Source organism: Novosphingobium sp. BL-S-19, from assembly GCF_055521675.1.
The window spans coordinates 359948-383733 of sequence record NZ_CM145497.1; the positions used below are offsets into that span (position 1 = coordinate 359948).

General features: G+C 65.5%; 19 protein-coding genes. 4 read left to right on the top strand and 15 right to left on the bottom strand.

Going from position 1 to position 23786, the window contains the following annotated elements; genetic code table 11:
• Positions 1–455: 455 nt before the first annotated feature.
• The 3 genes from ACZ1JV_RS01600 to ACZ1JV_RS01610 form a co-directional block, all read right to left on the bottom strand.
• Positions 456–1760, bottom strand: a complete 1305-nt coding sequence (locus tag ACZ1JV_RS01600) for a replication initiator protein A (protein ID WP_465149327.1) — start codon at positions 1758–1760, stop codon at positions 456–458.
• A gap of 620 nt (positions 1761–2380) precedes the next feature.
• Positions 2381–3445 (bottom strand): ParB/RepB/Spo0J family partition protein, encoded by a 1065-nt coding sequence (locus ACZ1JV_RS01605; protein ID WP_465149328.1) that lies wholly within the window; start codon positions 3443–3445, stop codon positions 2381–2383.
• A gap of 145 nt (positions 3446–3590) precedes the next feature.
• Positions 3591–4736 (bottom strand): AAA family ATPase, encoded by a 1146-nt coding sequence (locus ACZ1JV_RS01610; protein WP_465140282.1) that lies wholly within the window; start codon positions 4734–4736, stop codon positions 3591–3593.
• 442 nt (positions 4737–5178) lie between these two features.
• Here ACZ1JV_RS01610 and ACZ1JV_RS01615 point away from each other — a divergent pair, with 442 nt between their 5' ends.
• Positions 5179–6285 carry an acyltransferase family protein gene (locus ACZ1JV_RS01615; RefSeq protein ID WP_465149329.1) on the top strand — a complete coding sequence of 369 codons (1107 nt, stop codon included), beginning with the start codon at positions 5179–5181 and terminating at the stop codon, positions 6283–6285.
• A gap of 189 nt (positions 6286–6474) precedes the next feature.
• On the top strand, positions 6475–7125 hold the full coding sequence (locus ACZ1JV_RS01620; RefSeq protein WP_465149330.1) for a twin-arginine translocation pathway signal protein: 651 nt from the start codon (positions 6475–6477) through the stop codon (positions 7123–7125).
• 52 nt (positions 7126–7177) lie between these two features.
• Here ACZ1JV_RS01620 and ACZ1JV_RS01625 read toward each other — a convergent pair whose 3' ends face one another.
• The 5 genes from ACZ1JV_RS01625 to ACZ1JV_RS01645 all read right to left on the bottom strand — a co-directional run bounded on the left by ACZ1JV_RS01625 (position 7178) and on the right by ACZ1JV_RS01645 (position 12143).
• Positions 7178–7846 (bottom strand): GntR family transcriptional regulator, encoded by a 669-nt coding sequence (locus ACZ1JV_RS01625; protein ID WP_465149331.1) that lies wholly within the window; start codon positions 7844–7846, stop codon positions 7178–7180.
• Entirely contained in the window at positions 7843–8934 is a 1092-nt protein-coding gene (locus ACZ1JV_RS01630; RefSeq protein ID WP_465149332.1) for an alpha-hydroxy acid oxidase, read from the bottom strand. Before ACZ1JV_RS01630 ends, ACZ1JV_RS01625 begins: the two co-directional genes overlap by 4 nt.
• Before the next feature lie 83 nt (positions 8935–9017).
• Positions 9018–10340: an NtaA/DmoA family FMN-dependent monooxygenase gene (locus ACZ1JV_RS01635; RefSeq protein ID WP_465149333.1), complete on the bottom strand. Its 1323-nt coding sequence runs from the start codon at positions 10338–10340 to the stop codon at positions 9018–9020.
• Positions 10341–10452: 112 nt separating this feature from the next.
• On the bottom strand, positions 10453–11190 hold the full coding sequence (locus ACZ1JV_RS01640; RefSeq protein ID WP_465149334.1) for a 4-carboxy-4-hydroxy-2-oxoadipate aldolase/oxaloacetate decarboxylase: 738 nt from the start codon (positions 11188–11190) through the stop codon (positions 10453–10455).
• Positions 11187–12143 carry a hydroxyacid dehydrogenase gene (locus tag ACZ1JV_RS01645; RefSeq protein WP_465149335.1) on the bottom strand — a complete coding sequence of 319 codons (957 nt, stop codon included), beginning with the start codon at positions 12141–12143 and terminating at the stop codon, positions 11187–11189. Before ACZ1JV_RS01645 ends, ACZ1JV_RS01640 begins: the two co-directional genes overlap by 4 nt.
• Positions 12144–12312: 169 nt before the next feature.
• Between ACZ1JV_RS01645 and ACZ1JV_RS01650 the strand changes: the two genes are divergently transcribed.
• Positions 12313–13236, top strand: coding sequence for an SMP-30/gluconolactonase/LRE family protein (locus ACZ1JV_RS01650; protein WP_465149336.1), 924 nt, complete (start codon positions 12313–12315; stop codon positions 13234–13236).
• Positions 13237–13364: 128 nt separating this feature from the next.
• Here ACZ1JV_RS01650 and ACZ1JV_RS01655 read toward each other — a convergent pair whose 3' ends face one another.
• Together ACZ1JV_RS01655 and ACZ1JV_RS01660 are read right to left on the bottom strand one after the other, a co-directional pair.
• Positions 13365–14996 carry a family 43 glycosylhydrolase gene (locus ACZ1JV_RS01655; protein WP_465149758.1) on the bottom strand — a complete coding sequence of 544 codons (1632 nt, stop codon included), beginning with the start codon at positions 14994–14996 and terminating at the stop codon, positions 13365–13367.
• A gap of 17 nt (positions 14997–15013) precedes the next feature.
• Positions 15014–16585: a GH39 family glycosyl hydrolase gene (locus tag ACZ1JV_RS01660; RefSeq protein ID WP_465149337.1), complete on the bottom strand. Its 1572-nt coding sequence runs from the start codon at positions 16583–16585 to the stop codon at positions 15014–15016.
• Positions 16586–16934: 349 nt separating this feature from the next.
• Between ACZ1JV_RS01660 and ACZ1JV_RS01665 the strand changes: the two genes are divergently transcribed.
• Positions 16935–17717: an IclR family transcriptional regulator gene (locus ACZ1JV_RS01665; protein WP_465138847.1), complete on the top strand. Its 783-nt coding sequence runs from the start codon at positions 16935–16937 to the stop codon at positions 17715–17717.
• Positions 17718–17808: 91 nt separating this feature from the next.
• Here the strand turns inward: ACZ1JV_RS01665 and ACZ1JV_RS01670 are convergent, their stop codons facing one another.
• The 5 genes from ACZ1JV_RS01670 to bglB all read right to left on the bottom strand — a co-directional run bounded on the left by ACZ1JV_RS01670 (position 17809) and on the right by bglB (position 23766).
• On the bottom strand, positions 17809–18099 hold the full coding sequence (locus tag ACZ1JV_RS01670) for a hypothetical protein (RefSeq protein ID WP_465149338.1): 291 nt from the start codon (positions 18097–18099) through the stop codon (positions 17809–17811).
• A 51-nt stretch (positions 18100–18150) separates the two neighbouring features.
• Entirely contained in the window at positions 18151–18465 is a 315-nt protein-coding gene (locus ACZ1JV_RS01675) for a hypothetical protein (RefSeq protein WP_465138845.1), read from the bottom strand.
• Between the two features lie 87 nt (positions 18466–18552).
• Entirely contained in the window at positions 18553–20130 is a 1578-nt protein-coding gene (locus ACZ1JV_RS01680) for an MFS transporter (RefSeq protein WP_465149339.1), read from the bottom strand.
• A 52-nt stretch (positions 20131–20182) separates the two neighbouring features.
• Complete coding sequence (locus ACZ1JV_RS01685) at positions 20183–22648, bottom strand: glycosyl hydrolase 115 family protein (protein ID WP_465149340.1); 2466 nt, start codon at positions 22646–22648, stop codon at positions 20183–20185.
• Positions 22649–22650: 2 nt separating this feature from the next.
• A complete protein-coding gene (bglB, locus tag ACZ1JV_RS01690) occupies positions 22651–23766 on the bottom strand; it encodes a beta-galactosidase BglB (RefSeq protein ID WP_465143916.1) in 1116 nt (371 codons plus the stop codon).
• Between the last annotated feature and the right edge of the window lie 20 nt (positions 23767–23786).

Genomic DNA, 23786 nt, shown 5'->3' on the forward strand with positions numbered 1-23786 from the left:
GGCAGCCCAATCTGGCCGGTGCGGTGCATCCCGCGCGGGCCTGTTACTCCTTCCAGATTATCCAGCAAAACCTGAAGCTTCCGAGCGGTTAGAATCCTTTTTATAGATTCTGTTACAAGGTTACGCGCCGGTTTGACCGCGATCAGCCCTGCATTTCCGCTGAGTCGCGAAAAAGTGCCGTTCCCGATATGCCGTCAATGCGTTCCTGGAGTGTCGATGCTGCCGTTCCCGGAGTGTCGAACATGTGTTCCCGAAGGGTCGAAGATCCGGGTATGACGGTTCCCGTTGTGTCGAAGGACCAGCAAAACCGGCAATTTTTCGGACTTCGTTGAAACACTTTGTTGGATTGCCCGGCGAAGAAGGTTCAAATTCCAACTTCGCCTTCGCCGCGGGTAACCCGTGAAACTTGCTCCTCTGGTCCGACGCGACACTTCGGGAACGGCCTCTTCCTCCCATCATCCGCGCAGCGTGCGGCCGTGCTTTTCGTGATGGCGGCGAACCCAGCCGACGAACGCGCGCTGCCAGTCGGCCGGAGTCCGATCGGGGCTCGCGCCAACCCAGCGTTCGAAATCGGCATGAAGCGCGTGGAGATCCCAGCCCGGACATTCGCGGCGGAGCAGGGCCATGGTCTCGTCGGTCATGAACCCGCGCGTGGCGGCATCGGACAGGCCGACGATGGTCGAGCGGATCAGCTTGCGGGCATCGACCACATGTTCGGGATCGGCCTCTTCGTCGTCGTCGAGGGGCTGCGGGGCGGCCCGGCGCGGCGGCGTCGCGGCCTTGGGCAAGGCGGTCCGTTTCCCTGGGGAAACGGGCTTGGCGGAGAGCGCCGCGGCGCTCTCCGCCGAATCGGATTGGGCCGCGACCTGTGCGGCGGCTTCGGACTTGCCGGCACCTTCGGGCAGCACAGCCCCTGCCCCGCCCTTCCCGTCCACGCGGCGCATGCGCAGCAGCGGCTCGCCGTCCTTGGCCGTTTCGACCGCGAGGGCATAGCCGGGCAGTTCGTCCTTTTCGGCCAGCTTGAGCATCTCGAACTTGAAGCGGCGATACTGCCCCTCGGCGCCGGACTTCTCGAACAGCACCGGCATGGAGATCGCGAAGCCCGCCTCCCCTGCCCCGCCGGCATGTTTGCGCGCCACGCGGTAGAGCCAGCGTTCGCGGCCGCCGGTGATATCGAAGTAGGCGCGATCGATGGAAAGGACGCCGCCCTTCATCATCACCCCTTCCCAGAACCAGTTGGACAGTTCCAGCGTCATCCCGCGCGAACGCTCGGTCTTCTCGTCCACCAGCTGGGTCCAGCCATCGAGCCAGGAGAACGTCGCCTCGCGCCGGTTCTCCGCACGGATATTGGTCTTGATGGTGGTGGAAACCAGACGGTCCAGCGCTTGGCCCAGCAATTCGTAGGCGCGGCCGGTGGTCGGGCGGCCGATCGCGCGCAGCAGGTCATAGGGCATGATGTTCAGCTTGCGCGGAACGTCGTTGGCGCCGCGCCGCGCCATGTCGGCCAGCATGCTGGCGCAATAGATCAGGATGTCGGCATCCCAGATCGTCGCCATGCCGTAATCGGGATTGGCGCTGACGTGGACCCACAGCTTTCCATCAGGGCTGGTATAGTCGATCGCCTTCACGCGTTTCGACTTCGCCAGGCTGAAGAAGGGGCGTTCCATCATCTCGCGCTGATCGCGCAGCGGCAGCTCCGCGATGTAGGGCAGGAACATGTCGAATTGTTCGGAGGCCGTCTCCGATTTTTGGCGGCTCATGATCGGGTTCCGACTGGATAGAACTGGGACATTATGAATGGTCAGGGCGTGCCTTCCCCTCGTTTCCCCGGGGAAACGCAGGCGCCGGCAATCCTGGTGATTCCCGCCATCATGGCAGGGTGGGGCAGGGGAGAGCAAATCGGCGGCCACTACGCCTGTGAAGAACTCGCCCGGGCCCATCGCCATGACGGGAATCGTGCCTTCTCCACGCCGCGATCGGGGGGCGGGTGGAGGCGCGTGAAACCGGATGTGCCTATTCGCTACTTTGCCGGATAAGAGGCTGTTTCCCCGGGGAAACAGCTGGGCCGGAGGGCGGGGCGATAGGCCCAAAGATAGCTGCCGAAGAAGGAGGCAGGGGAGGGGGCCTCAAGATCGCAAGCCGCACTTGTAGAACGGGGCGCCGAGAAAGCGCGTCGCGCGCATTTCGCCCGGTTCAGTTTCTGTGAGCGAACTGGATCAAGGTACAAGCGTCATTTCGGCGCCTTGTTTCGCTGGGGCGTTTCCCCGGGGAAACAAGGGGGCGACTGCACGCTGCTCGCCGGGCAAGAAAAAGGGCGGAGATTTTCATCCCCGCCCCGTGGCTTCTATCTCATGGCAGCCAGGCCTCCCGGCCTGGTTCATTACGGACGCAAGCCGCGACCTTCCTCTTCGAGAAGATCGAGCAGATTGCGAACCGCTTCCAGCACTTCGTCCCGCCGTGCTCCCGAACCGGCATGAAGGCGCATCGTCACGCCCTGGCGGTTGCTGGACTGCACCGAGGCGACCGGACGCCCATGGCTGGACAGGACCGACTTCGGCTCCGGACGGACGCGGCCCGCTTCGGGGGCGGCGAGCAGCGCCTGGATCACATCGGCCGCCGCCACGCCGGGGCGACCGCCCGAACGACGGCTTGCCTGTTCCCTCGCCAGGCGCTGCGCTTCCTTGCGGATCGCCGGCGCCTTGCCGGAATCGTCCAGCGCCTGTGCCAGCGGGTAGGCGGGCTTCAACTGCACATCGGCAGGGGAGGCGAAAGCATCCAGCACCGAATCCGGGATCGCCGCGACCTTGAGCATTTTCGACAGCCAGCCCTTGGAGAGCTTCAGCCGTTCGGCCATGCGCGTCATGTGATTGCCGTAGTGCTGCTTCAGCGCCTCGGCATAGTTGCGCGCGCGTTCCAGGTCGGACACGTCCTTGCGGGCGCGGTTTTCCAGATCGGCGAGGCGAAACGCGGCTTCGTCATCCAGCTGGACGACCTGCGCCACGAAATGCATGTCCGGATAGGAATGGGCACGCAGCCAGGCGACCGACCAGTGACGGCGAGTGCCGGCGATGACTTCGAAATCGTGATCCGGATCGCCTTCGATGCGGCGGACCACCGCGGGGACCTTCTGGCCGCCCTCGGCGATCATCGAATCGATCAGTTCGCGGCAGGATTCTTCCGAAAGGTGGGCATAGCTGCGGGCGTTACCCGGCCAGGGGCGGACGCGCGCCGGGTCCAGCAGCAGCTGCGTGACCTGCCGAACCTCACCACTGGCAACCCGGGCCAGCGCGCTTTCGCGGCCCAGCAGAGTGGTGCCGCGCGAACGTTCCGCCCGTGGCGCCGGCGGGGGCGGGGGGCTGGCCGCCTCGTCCGTGGTGGTCGCTCCGGTCTCGATCTCGTCGTCGGAGAGCAGCGCGGCGAGATAGTCTGATTGCTTGCGGGCCATGGCTTACCTCGGAGAACGCACTGGAAAAGAAGGATATTCGGTAAAGAACATATCAGGAACTGTAAAATCCGGCCGCGTTCCCGAAAGAACGATGCCCGCAGAAGCGCCTGATGGGGCGGTTCTCACGCGGCCGGGGTGCCGGCTGTCATCCATTGACCAGCATATCCTCATCCACCTTCTGGGTGCTGCGGCCCCAGCCGGTGCGCACCAGCTGTTCGATCTGGCCCAGCGCCTCGTCCAGATTGGCGCGGCAGCGTTTGTGCGTGCGCGCGGTGCCGATCGGTTTTTCCAGTTCGTAGACGGTCATCATCCGCATCGCGGCATGGCTGATTTCGGCGCTTTCCAGGATCGGAACCGGCAGCAGGGCCGGGCCGAAGGTCTGTTCCATGATCGTGCGGACCATGTCGTGGCTGGGATCGTTGCCGTCGAACTTCGAACAGATCAGGCGCACGAACGAATAGTCCACCTCGATCCCCGCGCCGGTCAGCTGCTCCAGCACCTGGTCCATCATCGAAAGGAACTGCACGGTGGAGCAGAAGTCGGGCGTGGTCGCCGCCAGCGGCACCAGCAGCGAATTGGCCGCCTGCATGACCGCCAGGCTGATCGTGCCCAGCGCCGGCGGCGGATCGAGGATCACCACGTCGTAATTGCGGGCGAGATCCATCAGGCCCTTCTTGAGCTTGCGGAATCGCGCCGCGAGCACCGATTGACCGTCGGATCCGGCCGCCGCCAGTTCGTATTCCACGTCGAACAGTTCAAGGTTCGACGGGATCAGGTCGACATTCGGCCAGGGCGTGCGCTTCACGGCATAGAGCAGGTCCGCCTGCGTCGGGTCGATCGACAGGTAGGGGTAAAGCGTCTCTTCGCGGGTGATGTTGAAGTGCGGGTTGAAGCCGAACAGCGTGGTGGTGGTGGCCTGGCTGTCGCAATCGACCACCAGCACCTTATAGCCGTGCACCGCGAAATAATGCGCCAGATGCGTGGTCACGGTGGACTTGCCGACGCCGCCCTTGAAGTTCTGGACGGCGATCATCGCCGGAATATCCAGCGGCGCGCGCGCGGGCGAGGCGCCCAGCACTTCGCGCATATGCAGCATTTCCTCGACCGAATAGCCGAGGCGCCGGCCGTTTTCGCCGGCCGGGGGCGGGGGCAGGCGGCCGTCGTCCTCTGCCATGCGGATGCGGTTGGTGGAACAGCCGAGCAATTGCGCCGCTTCGGCAATTCCGGTGCGGACATTGAGCCCCTTGCGGCTTTCGGGCAGAAAGGCCTTGCGGCGCAGACGCTCGATCATTTTCTCGCCGGCGTCGGCAAGATCGCCGATCTGCGAAAAGACGGCATTCGATTCAGCCACGCGGAACTCCATTGAAGCACTTTTGCGGCAACAATAGCCAATTTCATTCAATCTGGCAATGAGATGAAGGCTATTGCTACTTGTAGTCGTATTGGCGCGGGGTGAGCGCAATATCTTGCGTTCGGCGGGTTCTGGACCTCTTCCGCCAGACTGGTCGCGGCAGGGTTTCGCGGCGCCAAAATCGGGCTGAAAAGCGTGCTGGTGCGAATCTGCAATCCCAATTGCTAGGCATACCCCCAAGGGAGAATCACCAGGGGTACCCGCCCAGTGCCGGCTACTGCATTTGGCGGGCATAGTCGGGACATTGTCGGGGGGCACGGCAGGGAAGCGCGGCCGGTGCGGCGAAGCGCCGCCCCGCGCCGTCACGCGGATGATGTCAGCCATGTCTGGAACGCAATTCGAAGGCGCGGGGCGATCCGGGACAGCGAACGGGCAACGCCTGGGCAGGGCATCCGACCCGGCCGCTGCCGGCGGGGAATACTTCACCCTTGTCCACGCGCTGCGCGGGATCGCGGCGTCCTGGGTGCTGCTGTTCCACTTCGACAAGAGCACCGCGTTCGACCGCGCGCTGAGCGTGCTGCCCGCGGCCCTGCGTTATGTCCTGTTCGGCTATGGTTCGGCCGGGGTGGCGATGTTCTTCGTGATTTCCGGCTTCGTCATCGCCCACAATCTGGCCCGCCGGCAGATGACGCCGACCGCGTTCGGCCAGTTCGTCGTTCGCCGGTCGGCGCGGCTCGATCCGCCGTACTGGGCATCGATGGTGCTGGCAGTGGCGGTAGGCATGCTGGCGCATCGCCAGTTCACGGCAGCGCAGATCGGGCTTCACATGCTCTATCTGCAGGAACTGGCCGGAGCGGCGGAAATCCAGTTCGTCTACTGGACGCTGACGTACGAAGTGCAGTTCTATCTGGTGACGGCGGGCGTGCTGCTGGCGACCCACCGGTTTCCGGCGTCGAAACAGCCGATCTGGGGGATGCTCTATCTGCTGGCGCTCTATTCCGCGCTCAATCGCGAATGGGCCCCGCACGGGCTGTTCGTGACGCTGTGGCACGCCTTCATGGCGGGGCTCTGCGCCTATTGGGCCGGGCGCCGGGGGGGAAGCGCGGTGCCGCTGATCCTGCTGGTGATGGCGATGGCCTGGGGGGCGGAGAACAATCCGGCGGTGTTCGACATGCCCGCCGCACTCACCGCGCTGCTGCTGTTCGTGGCGGCCCGCACCGACAGTCTGGCCGTGCCGCTGCCGGGCTGGCTGGCGGGGCTGGGGACCATCAGCTATTCGCTTTATCTCGTCCACGATCCCGTGCTGGAAGTCTGCACCGCATTGTGGCGCAGGATCGACGGGCCGCCCCCAGCGGCCTGGATCGCCGCGGTGGCCACGCTGGGGGTTTGCCTGCTGGCGGCGGTGCTGTTCCATCACGCGGTCGAAAGGCCCAGCCACGGACTGGCGAGACGGCTGTTCCGAACGCAGCGGGAGGCGATAGCGGGCTAACGAAGACGCCCGCCATTGCAGACGATGCCGGGCGGGATCGTGGGCGTTCAGGAAAGCTGCCACTGCGGCAAAGTACGATGCCTTTTCCCGCGCGCTCATAGATCCCGTCTATGCGCCCCATGGGTGGAGGGCATCTAGGCCGGGATGGCCATTCTGCGCTCTATGCGGCTCTGGAAACGGAGCAAAGATATGACCACCTGGGCCGCACGCGGCGTGACGTTGACGATCCTGATCATGGCCGCATCGGCCGCATCCGCCGCCGAAGTGCCGACTGCGAGCGCGCCGCAGGCCGCGGTGTCCGCGCCCATCAGGCAAACGCCGAGCAGGGCACTTGTCCCTGCCGATTTCGCCGTTCCGACGCTGGTCGAAACCGGCAATTTCAGGATCGAGCCGCTCGGCCCCAAGTTGGTAAGGCTCGATTTCGACGCCTACATGTCCTCTATCGCGCACTTGCAGAAGACCTTCAGCCGCAGCACCGCCTGGCCCCATGAGGGTATTTCCGATGCCGAGGCCATGCGCGACATGGAAACCGAACAGGCCAGATTCGCGAACCGGCAATCCTTTGCCTATGCGGTCCTGACGCCCGACGGAAAGCGGGAGCGCGGCTGCGTCTACGTTCGGCCCAGTCGGGTGGACGGCTACGATGCGGTGGTCACGATGTGGGTGACCAAGGCCGACTACGACGCCGGTTTCGAAGCCGAGCTTTACCAGTGGGTGAACGACTGGATCCGCAAGGACTGGCCCTTTGCCAAAGTCGCCTATCCCGGCCATGCGATCGAATGGGGCAAGTGGGATGCACTGGTCGCAGCCCAGAAGGCCGGGAAAGCGACGCCGGAATAGCGGATTAAAGCATTCCGATCAGGTGGAATCACCTGATGAATCGGAAACCGCTCTAGCGCGCCTGGCTGAGCCGATGCGCATGGCGCTGCAGGCCGATCCGCGTGCGGCGGATATGCAGCACCAGCGCGGCCTGCGCGGTTTCTACTTCGCCGCGCACCACCGCATCGTAGAGCAGCTGATGCTCCACATCGTGCGTGCGGCTGCCGCTGGCGAAGGCGAGTTTCAGGTAGGCGCGGCGATAGCTTTGCGTCGTGTCCCACACGCGCTCGACGATCTGGGCGAGCAGGGGGGTCTCATGCCGGCGATAGGTGATCCAGTGGAATTCCCGGCCCAGCGCGATGGCCTCGTCGATATCGGTGACTTGCTCGTTGCGCTCCATCACCGCCTTGAGGTCGGCGAAATCGGCTTCCGTCAGGCGCGGCATGCTCTCGGCCAGCAGCAGTGGCTCGATCCGCTCGCGGATTTCGTAGGAAATCTCCAGATCGCGCATGGTCAGGCTGGCGACGCGTGCGCCCGCATTGGGGCGCATGACGACCAGCCCGCGCGCCTCCAGCATCCGCAGCGCATCACGCACCGGGATGCGGCTCGTGTCCAGTTCGGCGGCCAGCTCGTCCTGCTTGATCCGTGCGCCGGGGGCGAGATCGCCGGCAAGGATACGCTCGGCAAGAATGTCGGCGATGCGCTGGCTGGCGGCGGAAGAAGAGGGCGGCGGCGTGGTCATGCGTGGTCCTGCATAGCCTTGGCCACGGGCTGGAGGAAAGTGCGGTCCAACTCGCTGAGCCGGGTGATCCCCAGCATGGCCATCGCCACATCGATCTCGTGGGCGAGCAGGGCGAGGGCATGCGCCGCACCTGCCTGCCCCCCGGCCGCGCAGCCATAGAGTGTCGCGCGGCCGATCATCACCGCATCGGCGCCCAGCGCGATCGCCTTCAGCACGTCCGCCCCGCGCCGCACGCCGCTGTCGAACAGAACGGTCGCCCGGCCGGCCACGGCATCGACGATGGCGGGCAGCACCTGAATGGCGGGCGGCGCGGAATCGAAATTGCGGCCGCCGTGGTTGGAAACGGCGATGCCGTCCACCCCGTGATCGATGGCGCGGCGCGCGTCGTCGGGGTGGAGCAGGCCTTTCACCACCAGCTTGCCCGGCCAGCGGCGGCGCAGTTCGTCCACGTCCTTCCAGTCGACCGAGGCGGAATTGGCGACGCGCGCCACTTTGCCGGTGACTTTTCCGCCCACTTCGGCCGGATAATTGGCGAACTGCGGCAAGCCGCCCGACAGCATGTAGCGCCCCATCACCGAGGCCAGCCAGCGCGGGCGGCGCAGGAAATCACCGACAAGGCGGGCATTGGGCCGGATCGGGTTGGACATGCCGGCGCGGCGGTTGAATTCGCGCAAGGGCCAGACCGGCGTGTCGACCGTCAGCACCAGCACATCGGCACCGTTTTCGCGCGCGGCATCGACCACTTGCCAGGACAGATCGCGCCGTTCCCACAAGTACATCTGCATCCAGTGGCCGGCGGTCGCGACGTTGGCGATGTCGGCGAAGCTGGTGGTGGAACTGGTGGTCTGGGTGAAGGGAATGCCGGCGGCGGCAGCGGCCGAGGCGATGGCACGCTCGCCATGATGCCACATCAGGTCGGCAATGCCGGTGGGCGCGATCACCAGCGGCAGGGGTTGGCGGCGGCCGAACAGCGTTGTTTCGGCAGAGCGAGGGGAAACGTCGCGCAGCGCGCGCGGGGTGAGGTGGAGCGATTGCAGGGCGGCGACGTTGCGGCCGATCAGCAGGTCGTCCTCCGTCCCGCGCTCCATGAATTCCCAGATCGCGCGCGGCAGCCGCCGGTGAGCGAGGGCGCGGAGCTGGGATATATTGTGGGCTTTGCCGTCAATTGCCATCAGGTGAGGCCAAGGTTGGCGGCGAAAGTCGTGCCTTCGTATTCAGTGCGGAACACGCCGCGCTTTTGCAGGATCGGCACGACTTCATCGACGAAGTTCGTGACGGAGGACGCCATGACCGTGGGCGTCAGGTTGTAGCCGTGGCAGCCGGTTTCGCGCCAGATCGTCTCCAACTGGTCCGCCACTTGCTCGGGTGTGCCGACGATCTGCGGCATGCCGACCGACAGGCCCCACTTGATGGCCACTTCGCGCAAGGTGAAGGGCCGGTCGCCCAGAACCGAGGTGAAGGCCTTCATCAGCCCCTGAGAGGCCTGCGTCGCCTGTTCCTGCATCGGCTGATCGAGTTCGATGCCGGAGAAATCGACGCCCATCGTGCCGGACAGCCGCGCCAGACAGCCGTCGAGCGGCAGGCGCTCGATCAGGTCGTCCAGATGGCGCTGCGCTTCCTCCTCGGTGCCGCCAAGGATCGGCTGCACGCCAAACAGCACGCCGGGCGCTTTGCGGCCAAGGCCGGCCGCGGTTTCGCGCAGCTGGCCCATGTAGCGCTGCATGCCGGGCAGGTTGGGCTGGATCGCGAAGACCACATCGCCATGCTCGATCCCGAAGCGCAGGCCCCGCCCCGATGCCCCCGCCTGAAACAGCACCGGCCGCTTCTGGGGGGAGGGGAGGACCGGCCCCACCGTCTGGCACTTGTGGAACTCGCCCTGGAAATCGACGAACTTCACCTTTGCCGGATCGGCGTAGACGCCCGCTTCACGGTCGGCGAGAACGGCGCCTTCGCCGATGGAATCCCACAGGCGATAGCAGATTTCCATGTACTCGTCGGCGGCGTCGTAGCGGCGGTCATGCTCCTGTTGTTCATGGCCCAGCGCGCGATGTTCGCCGCGCAGGTGCCCGGTGACGATGTTCCAGCCCACACGGCCGCCCGAAAGGTAGTCCAGCGTGGAGAGCTGGCGCACGATCGACCACGGACGATACGAACTGGTGGACATCGTGGTGGCCAGGCCCAGATGCTCGGTCGCGGCCGCCAGTGCGGAAAGCAGCACGACCGGATCGTGGTTGGGCCAGCAGATGCCGTACTTCACCGCATCCTTGTGGCTGTCCTTGTAGCGGTCGAACACGCCGGGGGTATCGGCGAAGAACAGCCCGTCGAACTTGCCGCGCTCCAGCGTGCGGACAAGATCCTGCCACGCCTTCAGGTCGGCCATTGCCGCCAGCCGGTTGTCGCCGGGGGCGGCCCAGCTGAGCACGGTGTGATTGATCGGGGAATGGATCTGGAAACTGACCAGATGCATCTGCCTGTCCGGCGTAATTGCGCCCATGTTCCTCTCCTCGCTTCCTCTCGAACGCCCGGAATTCGGCCGGTGCGATTGTTTCCCCGGGGATACGACCGGGCCCGCGGGGGATGCCGGCCCGGTCGTCCCTGCTGGACCGCTAGCGGTCCCCTCCCCAGGTGCAGTCGTTGAAAGTGCAGTCGTGAATTTCGATGCCGAGGTCGGCGACGATCCTGTCCATGCCCAGAATTTCGAACAGCACTTCGCCCTCGCCGATGCGGCGGCGGAATTCGACTTCGGCGGCGGCGCGCGTTTCGGCCTTGGCGACGGTCTGTTCGATCAGCGCGCGCGGGATCACCAGCACGCCATCGGAATCGCCCACCACCAGATCGCCCGGCTCCACCCGCACGCCGTCGGCCACCACGGGCACGTTGACGGCGGCCGGTCCGCGCTTCTTGGGATGTTCTACCGAGACGGCAGTGGACCAGACTGGAAAGCCCAGTTCCCGGATCGCATCGACATCGCGCATCGCCCCGTGGACGACCGTGCCGGCCAGCCCCTTCTGCTTGGCATAAGTGCAGGCAACGTCACCCCAGAGCGCGCCCTGATGGCCGCCGCCATTGGTGAGCACCAGCACGTCACCCGCCTCCGCCACCCAGAGCGCGGCGTGGATCGCCAGATTGTCTCCGGGAAAGTTCCAGGCGGTGACGGCGGGGCCGCACAGCTTCTGCCCCGGAGCGATCGGCACCATCGCCGGACTCATCAGGCCCATGCGTCCGGCGATCTCGCCCAGTCCTTCGTGCAAGTCGGCGACGCCGAACTTTGCAGCGCGGGCGACCAGCGCGGGATCGGGGCGGGGGATGCGGCGATAGATCACCGACTTAAGGGGGGCGGTCATGCGAAAATCTCCGGATTGAGCAGGGTGTCCGGCCGCTCCCCGCGGCTGACCAGATCGACCACGCGGGCGACGTTCAGCGCCATGTCGCGCATTCCGGCCTCGGTAACGCCGGCGACATGGGGGGAGAGCAGGCAGTTCGGCAGCGCGAACAGCGGATTGTCAGGGGAGGGGGGCTCGGCACCGAACACGTCGATCCCCGCACCAGCGATCTGGCCGACCTTGAGCGCTTCCGCCAGTGCCGCCTCGTTGACGATGCCGCCGCGCGAACAGTTCACGAGGATGGCGTGGGGGGCCATCAGGCCCAGTTCCACGGTATCGATCAGATTGCGCGTACCATCGGTCAGCGGGGTGTGGATGGATATGACGTCGCGTTTCAGCACGTCCGCCAGCGGCAGCGGTTCGACGCCGGCGGCGCGCATGTCCTCATCCGCGACCATGGGATCGAACGCGGCCACTTCGGCGCCGAAACCCGCGCCGCAGATTCTGGCCACGCAGCGGGCGATGCGGCCGAAGCCGATCAGGCCCACGCGCGCGCCGGTCAGGTCCCCCAGCCGCACGCCCCAGCGTGCGTCCCAGCGATTGCCGCGCACAAGTGTATCCATCTCGCGCGTGCGGCGCAGCAGCGCCAGCATCATCGAGACCGCCCCTTCGGCGACGGCGGAGGCGTTGTTGCCGCCCGGCGTATTGGCCACCAGCACCCCGCGCGCGGTGGCGGCGGGAATGTCGATATTGTCCACCCCGGCGCCGTGTTTCACGATCGCCTTCAGGCGCGGCATCGCCCCGAAAACCTCGGGGCCGAGCGGGCTGGTGCGTATCACGATCACGCTGGTTTCGGCCAGCCGGGGGTCGTCCCGCCAGTTCGCCGGAGCGATGATATCGTGCGCCCCCGCCATCCGCTCCACGCCGAGGGGATGGATAGGGTCAATAATGCATACGAGTTCGCGGGAACTCATGGGGATTTCGCCTCTCCGTGCCAGTTATGTATACTTTCATGGGCTGATCGAGTGGTGAAGCCTCTTTTCAGAACGGTCAATGGGCAATAGGTCTGTGGGGCCCCGGGCAGGCATCGAATGCCGTCAGAGCGATGCCCTGCGAAGAGCGGGGCGGGATGAGGAGAGAGAGATGTTCGCTGCGCCGCCCGCCGTCACGGCGGAAGTTTTCTGCCGCATTCCCGATGAATTCCGCCGCTTCGGCGAAAGCAGCGAATGGGCGCGCGTGCAGCTTCATGGCGCGCCGGCGCCGGTATTTCTGGAAGGTCCGGTGTTCGATGCGGCGGGCAACTTGTGGGTGACGGATATCCCCTGGGGCCGCCTGTTTCGCATCGCGCCGGACGGCACGTGCGAGGTGGGCTTCGAATATGACGGTCAGCCCAACGGCATGAAATTCCTCTCAGACGGGCGCCTGCTGGTGGCGGACCATCACAAGGGCATGGTGATCTGCGACCCTGCCACTGGAAAGTCGCAGGTCTGGTTCGACCGCTATCTGCTGGAGCCGTTTCTGGGCTGCAATGACCTGACGATTGCCCGCAATGGAGACATCTACTTCACCGATCAGGGCCAGTCCGGCTGGCAGAACCCCAATGGCCGCCTGTTTCGCGTGCGTGCCGGTACGGGGCGGCTGGAACTGCTGCTCGGCGGCATTCCCAGCCCCAACGGGCTGGTGCTCAACAAGGCCGAAACCGCGCTGTTCCTGGCCGTCACCCGCGCCAATGCCGTCTGGCGCTGCCCGCTGGTGGAGGACGGAGAGGTCGTCAGCAAGGTCGGCACTTATATCCAGATGTCGGGCGGCTCCGGCCCGGACGGGCTGACTATCGATGAGGACGACAATCTTGTCGTCTGCCACGTCGGCTTCGGGGCGGTCTGGCTGTTCAGCAACCGGGGCGAGCCGATCTTGCGCATCGATGTGCCGGAGGGGCGCTACACTACCAACGCCGCCTATGGCGGGCTGGACAACCGCTGGCTCTACTTCACGGAATCGAGCACCGGCACCGTCTACCGCGTAGAGATGCCGGTGCCGGGAAGACCGATCTACTCGGCTTCTATTTGAAAATGCCCTTAGGGCATTTTTGAAGCGGCACCAGCCCATTCCCCCACCCGACCACCCATCAGGATACACTCGTGGGTGGTCGGGTGGGGGAATGGGCTGGTGCCGCGAAATTCGCCTTCAGCGAATTTTCAAACGGACGCTATCGCGCCATTGGCGCGATAGCGAAAATCGCGCAGCCGCACTTCGCCCTTGCCGGCGGCATAGATGCCGAGGCGCAGGCTGAGGAAGCCGCCGAACGTATTGTGATGCAGGCCGGAGACTTCCATGCGCGTGTCGTGGCGCTTCCACGTGCGGCCGTCGTCGTGCGAGTAGTGCCAGGTGATCACGTTCTCGTCGCTGGTCAGCCGCAGGCGAATGCTGCGCGTCTGGTGCGCGATTCCGGCCCACTTCAGCTCCTCCGAATATTCGAAGATCTTCAGCACCGACGGCGTGAAGCCAAGGCCGACATAGGCCTTGTGGTTGTAGAACAGCAGCAGCCCCGCCTCGGCCTCGTCACCCAGCAGGTCCAGCGACACTTCCGCCTGATAGCGGCGGTCCCCGGCGATGCAGGTCAGCGGCGCGGAATCGGCGGGGGAAGTGCCGGCAGCCGTCAGCACCAGCCCGCCGGGGCGGTAGGCGGCGCGCGGCGCGCCCGCTTCCGGCGCGAAGAAGGTCCATTGCACCCCCATCCGGTCTTTCGAGAAATCGTCCGAAAGCGCAGGCGTGGAAGGGGAGGGCTTGCCGCCCGCAGGCTTGGGCAGCGGGCGGGAGAGATCGCCGCCCTTGGCCCGGAACCAGCCGTCCGCCGTCCATTCGATCGGCTCCAGCAGGGTCTGCCGGCCCAAGGTGCGCATGCCGTTCTCATAGCCGTGGTAGACCATCCACCAGTCCCCGGCCGGCCCCTCCACCAGCGTGGCATGGCCGCGCGACCACCAGGGCTCCGCCGTGCTTTGCGTGCGGACGATGGGGTTGTGCGGGCAATGCTCCCACGGTCCGTTCACCGATCGGGATCGCGCGGCGATCACCATGTGCCCGGTCACCGGCCCCGCCGTGCCGCCGATGGCGGTGACGAGGTAGAACCAGCCGTTGTGGCGCAGCAGCTTGGGGCCTTCGGGCGCGAAGTTCTCGACGATCCAGTCGTCCGGATAGCGCCAGGGATCGTAGGCCTTTTCCACCGGGCCGTCGGTGGCGAGGCCGTCGTCGGTCAGGCGCACCTTGCGGATGCCGTTGGTGAAGAGATAGCGGCGCCCATCCTCGCCCACCACGTGGCCCGGATCGATGCAGCCGGGGATGTTCAGGTCCACCGGATCGCTCCACGGCCCGCGAATGTCATCCGCCCAGATCACGTAGATGCCCCAGGGCTTCCCATCCGGCGCGGCGGGCAGGTAGATGAAATAGCGCCCCTTGTGCTTCACCAGATCGACGGCCCAGACGCTGCCCAGATTGTGCTGCAGCGCCGGCCCGATGGGGGACCAGTTCACCAGATCGCGCGACTGCCAGATCACCAGGCCGGGATAATAGTCAAAGGAGGAGAACGTCATGTAATAGACGTCGCCATCCTTCAGGATCGTCGGATCGGGATGATCGCCGGACAGGATCGGGTTGCGATACGTGCCGTTGCCCAGATCGGCCTTGCGCTGGCCTTCGGCGCCTTCGCCCCAGTTCGGCGCGGCGGCAGAGCCGGTCTCGCGCGTGGCAAGCGGCGCGGCCAAGGCGGGCAGGGCAGGCAGCGCCGCCCCGGCAAGCGCGCCCTTGAACACGGTGCGGCGCGTAAGGCTCATGGTGGTTCCTTCTTTGGTCATGATGCGGGCTTCAACGTCACCAGCACGACATCGTTCGTCTGCATCTGCACAGTGAGCGCCGCCGTGCCGTCGCGGCCCACGGTGATGAACTTCGCCGCTTCCGGCTTGTCTGCGGTTTCGGCGCGCAACTGCGCAAGCTGGGCCTCATTGGCCGCATCGGGCATGCCCATGTCGATATAGAGCGAGAGCGGATCGTTGTGCCGATAGCCGGTGCGACGCGTCTCCACCCGGTACTTGCCGGGCGCAAGGTGATCGAACCGGATATCGAGCGGCGCACTGGCGCGCGCGGGCTGCAGGCGGGTGTAGAACGGCTTGTTGCTCAGCGTCTGGGTGGGCTGGTGCCAGTCCCACACGACGGCGGAAACTGCCTTCCCCTCGCGCGCGGCCAGCGTGAATTCGTCGGTGACCGGGATCGTGCGTCCGCGCAGCGCGTGGAGGTACTTGTAGGCGAACCACGCGGGCTTGCGGATGCCTTCGCGGTTCATCAGGCCGAAGCCGCCGTGGAACGGCGTGGGCGGCGGGCCGGGTTCCTCGAACAGGTCGGTATAAGTCCAGTAGCTCATGCCCTGGGCCAGCCCGCCGGTCTTCTTCAGCTTGGTGAGGATGTAGGGCGCGCTGACATAGCTGTCGTGCACGAAATCGCGCGGGGTGTAGCTGGTGCTCCACTCGGTGAAATAGAGCGGAATGCCGGGATAGGCGGAGGCCTCTATCTGCTCCCGCACATGCCGCACGTCCCCGATCACGGCGTCGGGGGAGGGGGACAGCTTGGTGTCCTGCTTGCCCTGTTCGTCCAGAAACCCGCCTTCGACGCCGTACGTATGCGTGGTCACGAAGTCGACCGGCAGCTTGTTCTTGGCGGCATAGGCCAGGAATTCCGGCACCCATGCTGCGCCCGCCGTGGCCGGGCCGCCCACGCGCAGGCGCGGATCGATGGCCTTGATGGTCCGGACGGTATCGGCATAGAGGCCGAAGTAGGCGCCCTGGTCCGCGCCTTCCCAGAAGCCGTCCAGATTGGGCTCGTTCCACAGCTCGAAATACCAGCTGCGCACTTCCTCCGCCCCATAGCGCGCGCGCATGTGGGTGACGAAGGCATGGACCAGATCGCGCCACTGGGCCGGATCGGGGTGCGAGGTATTGCCCTTCCAGTAGAACAGCTGCTGGTCCGATGTGCGGATGGCCGCCGGCGTCCAGCCCAGTTCCACAAAAGGCCGGATCTTCTTGGCGAGCAAGGCATCGTAGAGCGCGTCTATCCCGCTCCAGTCATAGACGATCTTGCCGTCCACCTTGCGCACGGTGCCGAGCACATCGTGAAACACGTCGTGGAAGCGGATGTAGCGAAAGCCCAGTTCGTCGGCCGCGATCTTCAGCTGCGCCTGACTGTCGGCACGTTTCAGGGTACCGGGGAAGTCGGAGCCCACCGAAAGATCGAAGAAGCGATCGACCGGGCCCGTCGAAGCGGCGGCGTCGATACGGACCTTGCGCGGGGAGGCAGCGTCTTCGGCACGTGCGGAACTGGCTGCGGAACAGGCTAAGGCCAGAGCGATGGCGGACAGGCCGATGGATTTCACGATTTTCCCCTCCCGGCATCCTTCGCGGCGCCGTTTACCGCTTTATGGTAGCGCAAACATTTTTCCCCGCAAGAGGGTCGAAAAGAAGTTTTCGCAGGCGCTGCGAAACCATGCGAAGCCCCGGAAAAAGCGGTTGGACGCACGCTGAACCTCTCCCGGACACCACTCCTCGTGGCCGGGCAGGGCGCATGGCTGTCTTCAATCGAAGAAGGATCGACCTATTCTCGGCCACGGGAACGGGGCTTCGATGAGATCGCAATTGAGTTGACCTTGGCCCGGCAGACTATAGATCGGTGGGACAGGTGGGTATGCGTCCCTCTAAGTGGGGCGCGAGAACGGATTGCTGACAATGACGGCACTGCGCGAAGAAAAGGCCGATGTCGAAGTGAAGGGCACGCAGACGCTGATGCGCGCGCTCGACATCATGGACGAGGTGATCGACGGGCCGATCCGGGCCGCCGATCTCGCCCGCAAACTGGGCATGAGCAAGACGACGGCGCACCGTCTGGCGCAGGCGCTGAAATCGCGTGGCTATCTTTCGGTGACCAGCGACGGCTTCGGGCTTGGCCCCAAGCTGCTGGAACTGGGGGTGATGGCCACCGAACAGATCGACTATGTGCGCGTGGCGCGCCCGTTCATGGAAAAACTGTCGGACGAGACCGGCTTCTGCGTCTTCGTCGGCAAGCGGGAGGGCGACTGGTCCCGCCACCTCGACCGCGTGACCGGCCGCCAGCGCCTGCGCGTGGCCACGGCTCCGGGTGACCGCCGCCCCATCGCCGAGACCGGCCTGGGCAAGGCACTGCTGCTGGATGAGCCGGAAGAGGTGTGGGAAGAACTCTACCGCCAGGCCAATGGCGGCAAGGTTTCGGCCAAGGCGATGAAGGAATATGTCGCCCAGATGCGCGAGCACAAGGCGCGCGGCTATGTGCTTCACGACAGCGAACTGGGCGACGGCGTCCGTTCCATAGCGGCGCCGATCCGCGATGCGCGCCGCCAGATCTGCATCGCGCTTTCCATCGCCAGCGCCGCCCATTACCTGACCGACGACATCGTCGATGATCTTGTCGCCGCCATCGTCGCGACGGCGGGGGAGATCGGCGAGGCTGTGGGCTACCGCGCGCCGCGGCGGTAAGGGGCCGGGCGGGCACGCTCACCGGAAGGAGGCGGGATGCCCGTGGCAGAACACGGGCCCTTATCCCTTCGTTCGTGCGAGGCCCTGCGTCTTATGACGGGCTGTTCGGTCCAGCGCTCAAGGTCGCGGCGATCTCTTTTTCGGCGGCAGTCGCTTCAGTGGCAAGCTGACGCAGGGCCTTCGCGGTATCTTCCAGAAGGCCGTCGCCAAGCGGGCGCTCGCCATTGATGAAACGCCGGATCGCCCGCTCGTCTATGCCAAGGCGCCGCGAGAATGCCGTGGTGCCGCCGAAAAGTTGGACGCAGTAGGCAAAATGCTCACGTCGCTCGTCGATGGAAGGTGCTGTCATTGTATCCGCCTGTCGATGTGTTGCCGTTGCCATAAGCTTTCCTGCGCATGAGGCAATGCAGGGTGCTCGCCCCGGAGGGCGGTATTAGTTGCCATCCGCATCGACGGTAAAAACCATCGGCTTTCCGCGCGAAGCTGGTTCCCAGCCGGCCGCCAGCGCTGCCCGGATCCCCCGCGCTATGACCGGGTCGCTGATCTGAAGACGCCCGCGCTGCATGCCTTTCAGCAAACGCTTCGGCGGGGGAAACTCCAACAGGGCCCCGCGCTGGGTGTGCTTTTGCAGCAAGGCAATCGTCATGCCCCTCCAGCCATCGGCATCACCCCACTGCGGCTCGCTCCGCAGTTCCCATTCATAGTGAAGTCCATCGACCTCGACGATACCGGCTGACTTGTTGCTCATGGCAGCACATCTAGCAGGTCTTGGAGCATTTTCTAATCAGATGGAATCATCTGATGACTCGGAGACTGCTCTAGCGCGCAAACCCACTCAGTGGCCTGCATTCACCGGATTGCCCAGATCGCCGCCGTTGCGCTCTTCCTCTTCGACCAGCGGGTTGCGGCCCCAGAGCTGGTCGTAACGCCAGCCTGACAGGTCTTCCACGATCGCGCCGGCTTCGGGGCTGCTTGGCGTGCGGGCGCCGCTGCGCAAGTGCTCGATCTCACGCATCAGCACGGCGTGGGTGGCGGGGGAGAGGCGGAAGCGCCGCGATACCAGCACGCCGAACAGCAACATGCCCACGGTGCCGAGGCCCAGCAGGACGGCGATGGTGAGGATTGCCCCGTGCGATTGCTGCGCGGCGCCGGACACGAAGCCGCCCGCCTGCATGACGAAGCCGACGCCTGCCACGGCGGCGGCCTGCGTGGCCTTGCGCACGAAAGTCATGACTCCGGCAAAGGCGCCCTCGCGGCGGCGGCCGGTGACGATCTCGTCGACGTCGGCCATGTAGTTGTAGGTCGCCCAGGGGATGTAGTTGAGCGCCCCCCGGCCGAGGCCCGCAAGCACGATGGGCAGCCAGATCATGGGGCTGGTGGCAGTGATCCCGAAGGTCCACAGGCCGATCAGCGTCAGCGCGCCGGCGCCGAAGCTGGCGGCGGCGATCTGGTAGGCGCGGCTGGGAGAGGCGCGCAGGGCCATGTTGATGGCGACGATCACGGCCACGAACTGGACGATGTACATCGTCCCCAGCAGGCCGGATGCGACGGCGGTGGTGCCTGCCAGCGCGAAGATCACGAAAAACGTGAAAGCGGCGTTGAACACGTCCTGGCTGATGTAGCCGCCCAGATACATGCCAAGATGCAGGCGAAACGCGCGGATCCGCATCGTCGAGAACAGGTTGCGGTAAAGCGCCTTCAATGCCTCCAGCGGGCCGGCCGAATGGCGCTGTTCGGCTGGCAGGGGAGCTCCGCCCGGATCGTGGCGCTCCCAGCTGAACAGATAGAGCATGGCCGCCGTCACCATGAACAGCGCGGCGAAGATCAGGCCCATGTAGAAGAAGGTATCGGCGCTATCCCGCCCCAGCGCCTCGATCAGCCAGAGCGGCAGGAAACCGGCGAGGATCGCGGATGCCTGTCCGAACAGGATGCGCGATCCGGCGAACTTGGCCTTGGTGCGATAGTCGCTCGACATTTCGGCGGCGAGCGTTTCGAACGGGATGATCTCCATCGCATAGACCAGTTCGAACAGCACATAGCTGACAAGGTAGTACCAGAAGCTCTGCCCCGGCAGCCACATCAGCGCGAAGCTGGGCAGCAGGGGGATCGCGGCAAGGATGAAGAAGCGCCGCCGCCCGAACCTGCGGCCGAGCGTGGTGGTGCCGAAGTGGTCGGAGATATAGCCGATCATGGGAGAGGCGAAGGCGTCCAGCACACGCGCCACTGCGAAGATCATGGCCGCCTGCGCCGCCGAAAGCCCGCAGAACTGGGTGTAGAAGATCAGCACCCACCCGGAGATGACCGCCATCGACCCGGCCCCGAGCACATCGTTCGAGCCATAGGCGAGGTAGTTTCTCAGGCGCACGGGGCGCACGGCCACTTGCTGGCTTTCGGGCACTACAGGATCCTTCACCGTATATGTTCTTGTGCGGGCCGCCTTCGTGGGCAGCCTCGTCGAGCGATTATTATGTCGGAGTAATTGACTTGTCAGCAGGCAAGAAACGGATGGCCTCGATCATCACGGCAGGATCGCCGGATTCGAGAGTGAACTGGTGGCGCCCGCCAGCCAGCGAGCCGGACAGCGGGATGGAAATGCGGTTGTCCAGCACGGCGAGGGCCCAGGCATGGTCGCCGGTATGGCGCGGAATTTCGAGCGTCTGCACCGCGCCGTCGATGCGCAAGGTCAGGTGCAGCGCATCGCCGTTGTCGGAGGGGTAGGTCGGCAGCACGTCGATCACCGCGCGCCAGTTGCCGGCCGGCAGCGTGATTGCCCCTTGCGCCGAAGCGGAACTGCCCGAGGCCCCCAGCACCGAACCCATGCGGCCAAGGCCATCGATCAGGCGCCATCCCTTGCCCGGCGCGAACTGGTCCGGGCGGAGTAGAGGCAGCGGCACAACCGGCGCCGAAACCGGAGGCGCGGCGACAGGTCCGGCTGGCATCGAGGCCAGCGCGGGCACCACCGGCAGACTCTGGCGAAAACTGCGCCACTGGCCGTCGGCGGGCTCCACCGTCATGATCCCGCGCCATTTGCCGCCGGCGATCTCGCGGTTGTAGCGCCATGTCAGCGCGCCGATCTGCGCATCGGCCTCGGCCGCGATCTGCCCGCGCCGCCAGCTTTCGGCGGCGTCTTTGTCGCGCAGCGCGTCATGTGCTTCGGCTGCGAAGAAGCGCCGGTTGGCGGCGGCGGATGCGGAAACCGGATAGTCCACCAGTTCGAAAAAGGCATCGGCCCGATCCGCCGGGATTTTCGCGCGCAGTGCAGCAAGGCGCTGCTCCATCACCGCGAACTCGCCCAGCCGCGCGTCGGCTTCGGCAATCGAAAGCGGGCTGGCGTGCGGCTTCTCGCCGGGCAGATACCACTGCAGATGCTCGGGCCGCCGCGTGAAATTCAGCCGGTGGTAGTCACGTAGGATCGCCGCCACTTCCGCGCCGCTGCCCCGGCCCAGTGTCTCGTCCGCCCAGCGCCCCACCCATGTGTCGATAGGCGCGGCGCGGGTGGCGCCCACATCCCAGGCGAGGCTGAGGAAATAATCGATGTCGAGTTCGGCGGGCTTGATGTCGCCGGCATTAACGATCCACATCTGCCGCGCGCCCAGGTCCCACGCCCGCCCCATTTCCGCGCGGATCAGCGCGGGCGGCGTGGTCGAGAGCCAGAGGTAGGAGAGCGGCGCGCCCAGATACGACACATGGTAATAGACGCCGGCCCCGCCGCTGCGCTGTCGTTCCGCCGCATCGGGGAACTGGCGGATGTAGCCGAAGTTGTCGTCGGTCCACATCAGCGTAACATCGTCCGGCACTTTCAGCCCGGCGCGATAGATATCGAGCACTTCCTTGTACGGCGTGAAGACTTGCGGGGCCCCCGCAATCCCTGCCTCACGCAACAGGTCGCGCTGGTCGGCGAAGACCTGTTCCAGCACCTGCCGACGCCCTTCGTCGGTCGTCGGCCCGATCATCGCGCTGTCGTGGATGCCACGCTGGCCCAGCGTCCAGATCGTTTCGTAACCGCGATTGCTCTGCACCCGCGCGCGCCAGTAATCGCGGATCGCATCGCGATTGGTCAGGTAGTTGAATTGCTCCGCCGTTCCCGTCCATTCGCCCACGTTGTTGCGCAGCATCGGTTCGGAATGGCTGGACCCCATGACCACGCCGTAGCGCTCTGCCAGCGCGGCATTGGCCGGGTTGGCGTTGAACGCGCGGCTGACCTTGTGCATCGCCGGCCAGAGCATGTTGCCCTTCAGGCGCAGCAGCAGGTCGAAGACCTTGGCGTAAGTCCTGGGGCCGGGCGCGGGTTCATCCGGTGCGTAGGTGCCCTGCGCCCAGGGGACGAGGCCCCAGTCCTCGTCATTGATGTAGATCCCGCGATACTTGACCGAGGGCGGGCCGAAGCGGCGGGTTCCAGCAGAGACGTAAAGCGCGGCGTGATGTTCGGGCGGAACGTCGGCCCACCAGTGCCAGGGCGACACACCGATGGCGCGCGAGAGTTCGTAGGCGCCATAGGCCGTGCCGCGCCGGTCGCTGCCGATCACCACCAGCGCCTGTTTCACGCCGGGGGCCGGATTCGGCACCGCGGCGATGACGAAGCTTTCCCATGCGCCGCGCAGTTTTGCCGCATCGATCCGGCCCGTCGCGACAAGCCGGTCGATGGCCGGATTGCGGCCCAGCGTGCCGATCCAGATTTGCGCATCCGATGCCGTCTTCGCGCCGCTGACGGCCGCCAGATCGCCGCGCAGATCCTCGGCGGCGATGCGGACCAGTTCATGATCCTGCGGTGCCGTGACGACTTGCGCAACCCGGCCATCCGTCGCCAGCGCGAAATCCCCGCGCGCGGGCTCGAAATGGACCCAGGCAGCGGAGGATTGCGGAACAGCCGCACGCGCTGGACCGGCGAGCACGAAACTCGCCGCCAGCAACAGGGAAGCCGCCCGCCGCATCGTCAGATATACGTCCGCAGGAACTCGGCCAGCGCGCAGATGGCAAGGCTCTGGCCATAGGGCATCGAGGTGAGCGCGATGTCCTTGTAGAACTGCAGCGTGTCGCCCATTGCGGTGCCGAAGCTCACCTGCTGCAACTCGCCCGTCTCGTCGATATTGGCGAGCACGCCGCGCACGGCCCGGATGCCCACATCCTCGTACTCGCGCGGCAGGTAGCCCTTTCGCACGGCCTTCAGGATGCCATAGGCGAAGCCTGCCGTGGCGGATGCCTCAAGGTAGCTCGTCGGATCGTCGATCAGCGTGTGCCAGAGGCCGGTCTCACCGTCCTGCGTGGCGGCCAGCGTGCGGACTTGCGCCGCCAGCGTATCGATCAGGAACAGGCGCAAGGCATCGCCCGGCTCCAGATCGAGCAGTTCGATGATTTCCGGAATGGCGATCGTCACCCAGCAGTTGCCGCGCGCCCACAGCGCCTCTGCAAAGTTGTGGCGGCCGGTGAAGTCCCAGCCATGGAACCACAGGCCGGTCTTCTTGTCTGCCAGATACTTGATGTGGATGAGGAACTGGCGCTTGGCTTCTTCCACGTAGTGCGGACGGTCCAGCAGCAGGCCAATCTTGGCCAGCGGCAGCACGCTCATCATCAGCGTGTCGTCCCACAGCTCGCCCGGATTCTCGTCGTTGTAGACGATGTGCTGGAAGCCGCCTTCCTCGGTCTTGGGCAAGCCGTCGGGCGCCATAAGCCATTCGGCCCAGGTGTCGAGATAGGGGATGTAGCTGGGGTCGCCGTCCAGTTCGTAGAGGTAGGCGAGGGTAATGAACGGCGCCATCGTGTTGATGTTCTTGGTGGGCGTGCCTTCGGCGAAACGGTCGGCAAACCACTGGCGGATGATGGCAAGCGCCTTCTCATCGCCGGTCTGCTCGAAATAGCGCCACATGCCGAACAGGCCGACGCCGTGGGTCCATTCCCACCCGGCCCAGCCCTTGGTGTCGATCACGCGGCCGTCTTCCAGATGCAGCAGGAATTCGCCGGTCTCGTCCTTGATGTTGACGAGGTTGTGCATCAGCAGGTCGATCGCCGCGGTGACCTGCTGGCGGGGGATGTCATGGGTAAGGGCGGCCACTCAAGTTCTCCTGTGGGCGT